Origin of the sequence: Lonepinella sp. MS14435 (genome assembly GCF_042485795.1) — a bacterium.
Lineage (GTDB): Bacteria > Pseudomonadota > Gammaproteobacteria > Enterobacterales > Pasteurellaceae > Lonepinella.
In genome coordinates this window covers 1,358,917-1,372,583 of the sequence record NZ_CP169368.1, presented here as the reverse complement: position 1 = coordinate 1,372,583, position 13,667 = coordinate 1,358,917, and the positions used below count along the sequence as shown (strand labels likewise).

The following is a 13,667-nucleotide window of genomic DNA, read 5'->3' as shown; positions in this document are numbered from 1 at the left end:
ATGCAAATCTTTATTACTGGTGGAACAGGATTAATCGGACGAGAATTAGTCAATCGTTGGCTTGAGCAAGAATATCAAGTAACACTACTCACTCGTTCACCAGAAAAAGCCTTGTCTTACTTTAAAGATCATGCCGCATTTTCTCATGTAAGTGCGGTGCATTCTTTGCAAGTTTTTACCAATTTTAATCAATTTGATGCCGTAATAAATTTGGCGGGAGAACCGATTTTTGATCATCGTTGGACGGCACAACAAAAAGATCGATTATGGCAAAGTCGCATAAATTTAACCGAAAAATTAACCGCACTTATTAATACTAGTGAAAATCCACCGCAATGTTTTATTTCGGGATCTGCTTATGGATATTATGCAGATAATGGCGATCAGATCATTACAGAAGCCCAATCTGCAGGTCAAAACTTTACCGCTCAACTGTGTCAGCAATGGGAACTGGTGGCTAAACAAGCTAACACCCGAGTTTGTTTATCACGAACAGGCATGGTATTTTCTCCTAAAGGGGGGGCATTAGCTAAAATGTTGCCGTTATACCGTTATGGATTAGGCGGAAAGCTAGGCAATGGCTTACAATTTATGCCTTGGATTGCTCTTGAAGATATGTTGAATGCGATTGATTTTTTACTGCATACCCCAAGCTGTCAAGGGGCATTTAATCTCAGCTCCCCCAATCCTGTTCGTAATAAAGATTTTAACCGATTGCTTGCTAAACAGTTACACCGTCCAGCATTTATGAACGTTCCCACTTTTTTACTCAAACTTATTTTAGGCGAACGAGCTTGTTTAATTTTGGAAAGCCAAAATCTTTATCCGCAAAAATTACTTGAACAAGGTTTTTCATTTCAATATAGCGAACTGGCAGATTATTTACGCTCAACATTTGGCAAATCTGCAATTAATGTATAGAATATTGACCTATTAATAAAAACCATACTAAACCTATCAAATGCAGAACGTATCAAATTCAGATCTTCAAATTAATCACATTGCTCGCTGTGGCGAATGTAATGCGTTAGTAGCAGTTTCTGATTTGGCGAAAGGTGAACATGCTGAATGTCCACGTTGTCATCATGATTTACAATCTGCCGATCGATGGTCATTAAAACGTTGTGCTATTATAGCTCTCTCTATTCTTATTTTAATGCCATTTGCATTAAAATATCCGTTATTGAGCGTGGATTTGATTGGTTCACAAGTTGATGCTTCAATTTGGGGAGGAATCTGGAAAATGGCAACGGAGGGCTATCCTTATACCGCATTTTTAATCTTTCTCTGTGCGGTATTTATGCCAATATCTTTTGCATTGTTGGTCATTTTGTTACAGCTCGCCAAACTCACTCACCAAAAACCCCGTAATTTATTAATTGCTATAGATTACATTAAGCCTTGGGTGATGTTTGATGTTTATTTAGTTGCCCTTGGTGTGACTGCCTTTAAAGTACGTGATTACGCCACCTTATCTTTTGATGTTTATTTAATTGCTTTTTTAGCCACAGCGTTGCTAAATACCCTGTTATTCGCTAACATCAATCCGAAAGAATTATGGAATGATTTTTATCCCCAACACGTTAAATTATCCGAAATATCCGCAGAAAATCCACCGCACTTTTGTAGTAGTTGCGATTACACTTTTGAGCATCCAATTAAGGATCATAAAGGTATAGATCGTTGCCCCCGTTGCCATAATGAACCCATAAAAACCCCAGAAACGAGCTTACAACAAACTTGGGCAGCGTTACTGGCGGGTATTGTGATGATTTTTCCAGCCAATATTTTTCCAATTTCCTATGTTTCCATGACTAACGTCCCTACTGGAGACACCTTGATATCGGGGGTAATTTCCTTTATTGAAATGGGCAGTTATTTTGTTGCTTTTGTGGTCTTTTTTGCCAGTATTTTTGTACCTTTTAGCAAAATTATGATCATGCTCTATTTATTATTTAGTATTCATTTTAACTGGCAACATTCGATCAAGTGGCAAATGCGATTATTTCATATTGTGCATTTTGTTGGTCGTTGGTCAATGCTCGATTTATTTGTATTAGCGTTAATGATGTCTTTGGTTACACGAGGGCAAATTATTAATTTTTCGGTGGGTCCCGCCGCCATCTATTTTGGCTTATCAGTATTTTTAACCATGATAGCCACCACTACTTTTGACAGTCGTTTACTTTGGAAAATCTATGACGAAAGAAAATAAAACTGATCTTGCTGTTAGTTCTGAACAGCCAAATATTATTCCTGCGAAAGTTCGCAAAAGTCGCAGTATTTCACCCTTTTGGTTATTACCGATTATTGCCTTAATTATTGGTGCAACACTGTTCTTTCAAATTATCAAAGAACAAGGTGAAACAGTACATATTACCTTTGCTAACGGTGATGGGTTAGTCGCCAATAAAACTCAAATTAGATATCAGGGTTTACAAATCGGTCTGGTAAAAAAAGTGAATTTTACTGATGACTTAAAACTGGTCAAAGTCGAAGCCAGTATTTATCCCGAAGCCAAAACTGTATTACGAGAAAATACTAAATTCTGGCTAGTTCAACCAAACGCTTCTTTAGCTGGAATTTCTGGATTAGATACGCTAATTTCTGGTAACTATATTACCTTACAACCTGGAGATGGTGATTATAAGTATGATTTTATTGCAGAAACTGGTAGCCAAATTGTTCAACTGGCGGAAGGTGATTTATTGATCCATTTATTATCTGATGATTTGGGATCTATTTCACAAGGGGCTTCTATTTTCTATAAAAAAATGCCTGTAGGGAAAGTATTAGATTACCACTTCACTAAAGATCAAAAACAAGTACAAATTAACGTTGTTATTGAAAAAGAATATGCACATTTAATTAAAAAAGACAGCCATTTCTGGAATATCAGTGGTATTCGAGCCGACATAGATTTGTCGGGAATTAATCTTAATATTGATAGCTTACAAGCCGTAGTGCGTGGTGCAATTACTTTTGATTCACCAGCAGAAAGTGACATAGCAGAGAATGAACAGCAATATACTCTCTACCCTGATTTATCTTCAGCTCAACGTGGCATTGAAGTCAATGTGACGTTGCCAATAGAAAACGATTTTCACGCAGGTAAAACTGAAGTATTTTCTCAAGGTATGCAAGTGGGTATGTTGACCCAAATCACAGATGCCAGCATCAACAGTAGTCATCGTACAGGTAAATTACTATTAAACCCAAGCGTTAAAGATCTTTTACGTCAGAACAGTAAAATTGTGATTCGTTCCCCTAAAGTCGATTTAACTAATTTAGATAAACTCCCTGAACTTTTACGTGGTCAATATTTAGAAATCATTGCAGGTGATGGTGAGCCAAGTATTGAGTTTAATGTATTAAATGAAAAGGAATTATTACTCAATCAAGCCAACGCCCTACAACTCACCTTAACTGCACCAGAAACTTATGGTATTAGCCAAGGACAAGAAATTTATTACAATAATATTAGTATCGGTAAATTGGTGGAACAACAAGTTGATACAAATGGGGTAGAATTTAAAGCGGTCATTTTACCAGCCTATCGACACCTAATTCATGCGGATACACAATTTATTGCCGCCAGTAATTTTGATATTTCTATTGGTGCAGACGGCTTACGGATGCAAACTCCAGCTGCGGGTAACTGGTTACAAGGTGGGGTAAAAATTATTAATAATAATAGACAGGGTCATGCTAAAGCACAGTATCCGATTTATAAAGATCAAGAAAGTGCTGAAGTAGGCATCACTACAAGTGAGATAAAACCATCTTTAACCTTGAAGACTACGCAATTACCCAATATTAGCAAAGGCTCATTGGTGCTGTATCATCAATATGAAGTAGGTAAAATTTTAGATGTTCGTCCCTTAAAAGATCATTTTGACGTGGACGTGGTAATTTATCCTAAATTTACTCATTTACTCACTAACAATAGCCTATTCTGGGTAGAAAGTGCGGCTCAAATTGACATTACACCCAAAGGAATTAGCATCCAAGCCTCGCCAATAGGTCGTTCACTCAAAGGTGCGATTAGCTTTGATAATACTGGCAATGGCAAAAACAACACATTATATGCAAATGAATTACTCGCTAAATCTTCAGGTCAAGTGATTACTCTTACAGCTGTTGATGCGACAAACCTAAGTAAAGGAATGAGCTTACGTTATATGGGCTTAACCGTTGGGGAAATTGATAGTGTCAGCCTAGATAAAAGCAACAATAAAATTATTGCCAAAGCACTAATGAATCCAAATTATATAAATATTGTGGCAAAAGAAGGCAGTGTATTTAAAGTGATTTCACCACAAATCTCTACCAGTGGAGTGGAAAACCTTGATAGCTTACTACAACCATACATTGATATTGAAGCTGGTTCAGGAAAAAGCAAAAAACAATTTGCCCTATACGATAAAAACACTCAACAAAACAATAAGTTTTCTAAAGGTTTTCCTATTGTGTTAGAAACCTCTGATGCGTCAAATATCTCATTGGGATCACCTATTATGTATCGTGGTGTTGATGTTGGAAAAATTCGTAACCTAGAACTAAATAGTGTGGGAGATCGAGTATTAATTGATGTTATCATTGATAATAAATATGCCCATTTAGTTCGTTCTAACTCACAATTTTGGCTATCATCAGGCTATACTGCTGGCTTAGGTTGGTCTGGGATTGAAGTGAATACAGGAACAGTGCAACAGCTATTGAAAGGTGGTATTTCATTTTCTACCCCATCAGGCACCGTGATTCAACCTCAAGCCAAAGCCAATCAACGTTTCTTGTTACAAATTCGCCGACCAGATGAATCAAAACAGTGGAATTCGGGGGTAATGGTAGAATAAAATATTCTAACAAAATTATTGGTTATTTTAAGGGGGCAGATCAATCAGATTCGATAAGCCCCTTTGTTTTATTAATTGCTCACTAAACACACAAAAAAATCGACTTGATTAATAACTATTATTATTTACACAACTAATCAAATAGGTTAAAATCCGTCCACTTTTTTCATATTGTATTTCTTATGTTCAGCGTAAAAAAACAACTCTTTTCTTTTTATTTTCAGAGTTTATTGGGAATAACTGTAAGTTATTCCACATTAGCGGCTAATGTGCCGATTTCATCTATTGATCGCCCTGTACCTGAAAAAATGGTTCAGGTAGCTGAACCGAAACAGCAGCAGAAAGCACCTGCAGATTTCCCGCATACAGGTTTTCAATATGTTTATGATGAAAAGCTATTAGCTCAAGATTTTTCCGCCACGGAACAATTACTTAATCTTGCGATTAATTCAGGACAGTTAAATCACATTGAAAAATTGCTCAAAATCTACCGCACTTTTTCTCAACAAGATCCCATTTTAGTCTTATTTGCAGAAGCTCAAATTGCTAAACTTCAAGGCGATTATAGCACTGCGATTACGCTCTATCGTCAAATTATCGCTCAACGCCCCGATTTAACCCCTGTGCGGATTCAATTAGCCATTTGCTTATTTTATTCTCAACAGGATAACGCCGCCCAAGATCAATTTGAACAAGCCTTATCCGATCAAGCGTTACCGCAAGATATTGCCAGCTTAGTTAATCAATATTTGACGGCGTTAAAAAATCGTCAGGGTTGGAAAGTGAATCTATCGGCGACCTATCTTCACACCGATAACGTCAATAACGCTTCATCAGAACATTATTTAGAAAATACGCCTTTCGTCAAAAATGACAGTATGTTGCCACAAAAAGCTCATGGGGTTGGCTACCAATTTGGGATTGAACGGGATTTAAACTTATTTAATGGACATTATTTACATCTCGAAAATGACCTTTATGGGCGTAATTATTGGGATGCCCATGATTATGATGAAATTATTAACCGCACTTTATTGGGCTATCGCCACAAAAACGAGAAAACCCAGTGGTCGCTGTTGCCTTTCAATGAACAACAATGGTATGGCGGGCATCGTTATAAACGTAGCATTGGAGGACGTGGTGAATTAACCCATTGGTTTACCCCAAATTGGCAAATCTCTACTGCTTTAGAATATGGTCGTAACTGCTATGCCCAAAATAACAATTTAGACGGCAACAGCAAACTGGCATCGCTCACCCTATTATGGCGAAAAACACCGCAACAATATTTTTATGCGGGCATAGACGCGATCCGTGAAACTACCAATATTCGCCATTACAGCTATGATCTTACTACTGCACGTTTGGGCTGGGGGCAAGAATGGTTGTTAGGCATTTTATCAAGGCTCAATGTTTCTGCCAGCAAACGAAAATATAAAGATAATCTTTCTTTAGGAGCGAATTTCCATTTTGATCGTGCTAGAGAAGATGAAATTTATCAAATTAACACCGCAGTTTGGAAACGTGATTGGCATATTTGGGGAATTACCCCGAAATTGAATTACCACTGGAAAAAACAACGCAGTAACTTTTCCAGTTTGTACTCGTATTCTGATAAAGGCATTACGCTTTCATTGGAAAAAACTTTTTAACTTTTAACTTTAATCTTCTATTTTTATAAGGAACATTTTAAATGCGTCAAACAACATTTAATTTAGCTATTAAACTCTTATTTTCACTCGGGGCTTTATCATTGAACGCTTGCTCATCTGGATCTAATGAAGTTCCAGGCGTATCTGTCCCTGAAAATAACCTTTCTATTGTTCAAGGCTATTTGGCGAACGGCAATACTGAACTTGCCACCGCTCAAGCGAATCTTGATGCAGCCAAGGAAGCGTTAGCCAAAGCCGAAGTCTCCACCACCGAGGCAGAAAAAACCGCCGCGTTAAATGAAGCAGCACGTTTAATTACGTTAGCTAACACATCATTAACCAATGCAGATAAACAGTTAAACACAAATACCAATGCTTACTTATCCTCTGCCAGTGGGGCATCAAGTACCATTACAAATGATATTAATACCGCTCGTGAAGAACTGGCTAAGGCTCAAACCGAATTACAAACATTAACTACACAGCTTAATGATACTAATGCCTTAATTGCAGCACAAACCCAAGCAGAAGCCGCAGCAGTTAAAGCTCAAGCTGAAGCGGAAGCAGCAGTACTTGCCGCCGCTCAAGCTGCTTCTGAAGCAGAAGCTGCTAAAAAAGCAGCGGAAGAAGCAGCAGCTAACGCTCAAGCTCTAGCTGATGCACAAAAAGCTGCCGAACAAGCAGCTGCAGCCAAAAAAGCCGCCGCAGATGCCGAAGCAGCAGCTAAAACCGCCGAAGAGGCTGTAGCAGCGGCACAAGCTGCCGCAGATGCAGAAGCTGCAGCTAAAGCCGCTGCCGAAGCACTGGCTGCTGCACAAGCAGCGGAAGCAGCATTAAAAGCCGCACAAGCAGCAGAAGCAGCGACTAAAGCTGCGGAAGAAGCCGCTACTCTTGCCACCGCTGCAGCTCAAGCAAAATTTGAAGCTCGTACTACTAATTATAGTGTTAATCAAGCAGATTCTGTGGTGCATACCTATGCCAGTGAAGAAATGCGTGATGCCCTACTAAAACAAATCAAAAACAAAGGGAATTATTATGGTGCAAACGCTGTTGCAACCAACTACGACTATTACAACTGTGCTAACAATGCCCAAACTCGTTGTGGTAGCAGTAATTCCCTTGCCACTTATCGCTACGACAACACCAGCGGTCAATTTGTTGATGAAACTGGCACCAAAGAAGGTACTGTCGTTATCAATGTAGCAAATGCGTATTCAGGCTATGCTGTGATTCGTGAAGATCGTGATAAAACAGGGGTTACTAACTCATTTATTAGCTTAGTGGATTCACAACATCAAACCACCGATAAGGCAGCGGTGGTGAATGCGACTTACAAAGGTTATGCCTCTCATAGTCAGACTGCGGCAGGTGGTGCTATTAATCATACTAGCCAATTTGAGATGACTGTCAATAATGGCAATGTATCAGGCTTAGTATATCAAACCCAAAGTAACCAGAACCGAACCAAAACCATTGCGGTATTTGAAGATACCGCAGTTCAGGTGAATAACGGCAATGTTGGCTTTGAAGGCACTGCGAAAATGAATTTAGCTGGTGATGCAACTTGGAATAGTGGCTTAACACCAAGCACCAATATCAGCTCAAATGCAGTAACAGGCTCTTACCAAGGCTCATTCGCTGGTAGCGGTGCCGAAGAAGTCACTGGCACATTTGAAAGCTATAAAGATAATACCCTTTATATGCAAGGTGCTTTTGCAGGCTCAAAATAAGGATTTAAACAATGCGTAAATTTACTTATTCTATATTAGCCACCAGTATTTGGGCTGCCTTAACCCTGCCTGTAATGGCGGAAGAAAATACTGTTGTTTCACCAGAGCAAGCAAGCGATACGGCAGAAACCTTGGACACTATTGTGGTCAGTGGCACATCCTTTAGCCAACAAATGGGAACACAAACTATTACGGCGGAAAAAATTAAACATACGCCAATTCGTAATAGCCATATTACCGAATTATTACGTACTAATCCGAATGTGCAATTTTCCAATACAGCGGACAGTGCGGATAATGCAGGCGATATAAAACCGAATGAAGTATCTTTCCATGGCGAAAAATACTGGGAAAATAACTTTATCATTGATGGCATGTCCAATAATGACAACCTAAATCCAGGGGCAGATGCTCGTTCTATTGATACCAATAATCCTTATGATTTGCCAGATGGGAACTCGCAATCTTTGTGGATCGATCCGTCTTTGCTCAAAACCGTGGAAGTATTTGATAGCAATATTTCTGCCAAATATGGCAATTTTACGGGTGGGGTGATTAATGCAGAATTAAAAGATCCGAATTTAGAACGCCCTGAAGGACGTGTGTATTATCGCACCACGCGCAGTGCGTGGGCAGATTATTATGTATCTGGCGACACTAGCAATAACCGCTATTTAAATATTCACCAACATTATGTGAAACATAGCTATGGTTTTGTGGCAAGTACGCCGTTAAGCGATAATGTAGCGATCACCCTTGCCTATGATCGCACCACATCGGATATTGATTATTATCATACTGAATTAGTCTATGCCGATGGCAGTCGTGTGCCGAGCCATCAAAAACGTATCAATGAAACTTTCTTATTGCGTGGAATTTATTTGCCTAATAATGGCGATTTATGGCGCGCTACCCTAATTTATTCACCGCATAAAGCGGAAAAACCAAGAGATAACGTGGTCAATGGTCGTTATACCAACACAGGTGGTGGGGTTCAAGGCAGTATTGAGTGGGAAAAGGAATTTTCGAATCTGAAAATGAAAACCCATATTGGCTATAAAAAAACAGGCGATGAAGTAGAAAATGACAGTGCCGATTATAGCCGTTATAGCCTAGAATTTAGCGATGATTATTTGTATGAAAAAACCTACGGTGGCTATGGTCGTGTTTATACTCAAAAAGAAAGTTTTACTGCCAAACAGGATTTCACGGTAAACGAATTTGATTGGGGTCCAACCAACCATAAAATCAGTTTTGGTTGGGCAGCGGAGAAATCTAAAGCCCAATATAAACGTGATATTGCCACCACGGAATATTATTATGTATCCAATCCTGCCGTGGTTTGTAACGGAGCGGAACAATGTATTGATGGCAGCCAATATGCTCGTAATAAACAATATTTCTATACTCGCAATGTGAAAGCCAGCGATGATGACTACGGTGCCTATATCCAAGATCAAATCACTTGGGGACGGTTGGAAACTAATTTAGGGTTAAGAGTCGATTACAATAAATTCTACGGCAATACTTCCCTCGCCCACCGTTTATCTGCCTCCTATGATATATTTGGCGATAAAGAAACCCAAGTTTTTACTGGTTTAAACCGCTATTATGCTCGCTCAAATTTAAGCTATAAATTACGTGAAGGCATTATGGGTAGAGAAACCTATCGCCGTAGTTATAATGGCACTAATAGCGATGGTTCCTTGGGAGAATGGGCATTATATAGCTCTGGCGATGTGAACGTACCACGCATGATGAACAAGGTCAAAACTCCTTATAATGATGAAATCGTATTAGGCTTTAACCAAAAATTATGGGGCAATGACCTGACCTTTAAATGGGTACATCGTAACGGGCGTGATCAACTTACCTCTCAACAACGCATTATCAACGGTAAAGCCTATTATGTATTGGTGAACGATGGTACATCAAGCAATAACACCTACTCACTCACCTTTTCTTCACCAGAAGCCTATAAATTAGGTTCAATGGAATTGGGTTGGTCTATTGCAGGATCGATTTATCGCTATAAAAATAATAACCGCCATTATGATGCGTCTGCATCAGACACCTATGCGAAAGCTATCTATAATGAGCAATTATACGATTCATCGGAATTACCTCCAGCGGACTTTAATGCCCCGTGGAAAGTGATTGGTACTATTACCACAAAATTCCCGAGCATTAATTTGTCGTGGGATCATACCTTAAGTTACCAAGGTAAGAAAACTCAGATGACCACGCAAAATAACACGTCTTACTGTAATGGTAGCAACAGCACCAGTGCATCATTACGCCGTATTTGTGGCGATTATGTAGGCGAAGCTGTCAATTATTATGATGAAACCATTGCAGGACATTTCAATCTTGACTGGCGTTTCACTTATAGCCTACCAATCAAAAACACCCAATACCTTGAATTAACGTTGGATGTGAATAACGTACTAAACAAACAAGTACCAGTTAGCACCCGTGCCAATTCAAACGCCAAACCTGTTTGGCGAATGGGGCGTAACTTCTGGTTGGGTGTGAGTTATAATTGGTAATTTTATAAAAAAACACCGCACTTCTGCCACCTATCTGTATAATATAGATAGGTGGTTTATTATCTTTATTTAAGGATCCCGATGCGTTTTTTCTTTTCTTTTTTTCTATTATCTATTGCACTCTTGGCAAATGCCGAAATCAGCCACCCTATTCAAGGTAAGCTCAACAACGGTTTACGCTATACTCTGTTACCTTTGCATCAAGAAAAAGGGCATATTGAGATTCGCATGAAAGTCAATGCAGGGGCAATCGATGAAACAGATGAACAAACAGGTGTGGCACATATGGTGGAACATATTGTCTTCCGAGCTTCTGAAAAATACCCACAAGGCGTGATGCCTTATTTACATAGCAACAAATGGCAACGGGGACAGCATTATAATGCGGTAACTAACAATGACAGTACAACTTATATGTTCGCCCCTCCACTCAATACGGATTTAAATCAAAGTCTTGATGTGTTATCGCAAATGCTATTTCATGCAAGAATTACCCAACAAGATCTTAATGATGAACGTAAAATTATTCTGGAAGAATGGCGACAAGGACAAGGTGTGGGTGAACGCATGAATCGTTTACGTACCAATTCGGTACGAGTGGATTCTCGTTATACTCGCTCCCCTGTGATTGGCACACAGGACAGCATTATGCAAATGCACGCCAAAAACTTGCAAAATTTCTACCGCACTTGGTATGTACCAAACAATATGCAATTACTCATTGTTGGTGATATTGAGGTAAAAAAAACTCAGCAACTTATTCAACGATATTTTGCTGGTATGAAACCCTCAACTTTACCACAACGGGATTATTATGAACCAACATTAAGCGATACCTTACGCACCATTCAATTACAAGATCCGCAAAGTGGCGTGAGTCAAATCGCTTATATTGTGCGTTTCAACGAAAAGGAAATACGAGAGCAAACTGAACAAGGACGTTTCCTGCGTTTACTCGACCGCATTGCTTTAAGCCTGCTCACCCAACGCCTACGTCATCAGCAAGAAAATTTACCAACTGGCGTGAAAAGTTTGGTGGTACGAAAATCTGATATTGGCAAAACTACGGTAGCGTTGGGGATTTTCACTAGTGTGGATGAACATTCGCATCAACAAGGCTTGCAAGCGATTTTCAGCGAAATCGCTCGGCTGAAACAATACCCAATCACCGAACCTGAACTCATTAAACAAAAAGCCACAATTCAAGCCCAAATTGATCAGGCTCGCGAAAACAAGGAAGACCGGAATTTTGCCAAGTGGATACAAGTGTTACAAGAAACGATTTTGGCAGATAAACCCTATTATTCACAAGCTGAAATTGCCGATTTAACCGAACCTTTATTGCAAAAAATCACCCTTGAACAAGTAAATCAGCATATTTTAAATTGGTTTACACAAAAAGATCGCATTGTTCAATATCAAGCACCACGCCTAACTAAAATTGCACCGATTACATCTGAAATAGTGGTGAATTTACAAGCAAATGCTGATAAAACTGCACTTTCTGCTCCACAACAAGAAAAGCAAATTAAGCTAAAAACCTTTCCTATGCTTACTCAAACTGGTGAAATTGTGGCGGAAAAAAACTATCCAGAGCAAAATGTCATCTATTTCACACTGTCCAATGGTGACAAAGTAGTGTGGTTAAAAAGTGCGGTGGCAAAAGACAGCACTTATTTGCAAACCCAAAGCAGTGCAGGTTTTCAGGCGGAAGGTTTAGGTTACTGGCAAAGTCAAATGGCAAGCCAATTAGTCATGCAAAATGCTCCGTTGGATTGGCAAGAAAATGAGCTAGAATATTGGAAAAATCAGCATAAGATCAATTTATTTACCAAACAAGATGAGCAAAATTTATCCTTTAGTGCGGTGGTAAAAAATCAACATTTAGCGGATTTACTAAGGTTATACTATGCTTACCAAATGGAAACCCAAGTACGCCAAGGGCTAGATGACGTAAAGCAACAAATGATTCGCCAACTTGATTTACAACAGAAAGATACGTTAGAAAATCAAAGAGTTAAAGCACTCACCCAATTACGCTATGGTGTAGAACGTCATGATATTTTGCCAACCTTGACAGAATTAAACCAATTAACCGAGCAAGATTTAAATCAACAATGGCAAACCATAGTTAATGCACCGACAACCTATTACGTGGTGAATAATATGGAATATGATCAAGTGAAAAATTTGATCCGACAATATTTAACCACTATTCCACGCCAAAAGGCTTTACCTAGCCAAAAAACGTTGCCATTAGGCGGAACAGATATTCGCTATTTTGCAATGAATATTGCCCCAAAAGATGATGTGCAATTGTGGACATTTAACCCACATCAATGGCAAGGGAAAGATGCGGTATTGGTTTCCTTATTACAATCCATTGCTACCCAAAAATTAAAATTATCGCTCCGAGATGAACATTTGGGCGTGTACAGTTTACGCTTTGAAAGCAAGTTAAACCCTGAAACACAACGAATTGAAAGTGAATTACGTTTCACCGCAAATCCTGAGAAAACTGATCATTTAATAAAATTGGCACAAAACGTCTTGCAACATTTAGCTGATCACATCGTGCTGGCGGATGTCAACGAAAGCAAAAAGAAATTTCTACAAAAGGAAAAAGAACGATTAACATCACCACAAACGTGGTTAACTCGTTTAGTCTTAAGTGATAACCAGTTTAACACTCCACAATATTTAACGGAATTAAACCAATTAGCGGAAAATATTACTCTTGAAAATAGTCGAGAAATGGCAAAACAACTTTACAATCCAGCAAATATGAAAGTTTTTGTGGTTACTCAAAAAGAAAACGCCTTATCTTATAAGGCGACAAAAATCAGTGAGAAATATTAAGATTTAAGTTAAAAGTGCGAT

The 13,667-nt window shown here is 38.9% G+C and carries 7 protein-coding genes; all 7 read left to right on the top strand.

What is annotated here, in order from left to right:
- Entirely contained in the window at positions 1 to 921 is a 921-nt protein-coding gene (locus tag O1Q80_RS06490; RefSeq protein ID WP_386696159.1) for a TIGR01777 family oxidoreductase, read from the top strand.
- A 40-nt stretch (positions 922 to 961) separates the two neighbouring features.
- Positions 962 to 2,215: a PqiA/YebS family transporter subunit gene (locus O1Q80_RS06485; protein WP_386693801.1), complete on the top strand. Its 1,254-nt coding sequence runs from the start codon at positions 962 to 964 to the stop codon at positions 2,213 to 2,215.
- Complete coding sequence (locus O1Q80_RS06480; RefSeq protein ID WP_386693799.1) at positions 2,199 to 4,856, top strand: MlaD family protein; 2,658 nt, start codon at positions 2,199 to 2,201, stop codon at positions 4,854 to 4,856. The genes O1Q80_RS06485 and O1Q80_RS06480 overlap by 17 nt, the downstream gene beginning before the upstream one ends.
- 182 nt (positions 4,857 to 5,038) lie before the next feature.
- Positions 5,039 to 6,508 carry a surface lipoprotein assembly modifier gene (locus O1Q80_RS06475; RefSeq protein ID WP_386693797.1) on the top strand — a complete coding sequence of 490 codons (1,470 nt, stop codon included), beginning with the start codon at positions 5,039 to 5,041 and terminating at the stop codon, positions 6,506 to 6,508.
- Between the two features lie 41 nt (positions 6,509 to 6,549).
- Positions 6,550 to 8,238: a hypothetical protein gene (locus O1Q80_RS06470; RefSeq protein ID WP_386693795.1), complete on the top strand. Its 1,689-nt coding sequence runs from the start codon at positions 6,550 to 6,552 to the stop codon at positions 8,236 to 8,238.
- Positions 8,239 to 8,249: 11 nt separating this feature from the next.
- Positions 8,250 to 10,787 carry a TonB-dependent receptor plug domain-containing protein gene (locus tag O1Q80_RS06465; protein ID WP_386693793.1) on the top strand — a complete coding sequence of 846 codons (2,538 nt, stop codon included), beginning with the start codon at positions 8,250 to 8,252 and terminating at the stop codon, positions 10,785 to 10,787.
- A gap of 81 nt (positions 10,788 to 10,868) precedes the next feature.
- On the top strand, positions 10,869 to 13,646 hold the full coding sequence (locus O1Q80_RS06460; protein ID WP_386693791.1) for an insulinase family protein: 2,778 nt from the start codon (positions 10,869 to 10,871) through the stop codon (positions 13,644 to 13,646).
- Positions 13,647 to 13,667 lie beyond the last annotated feature (21 nt).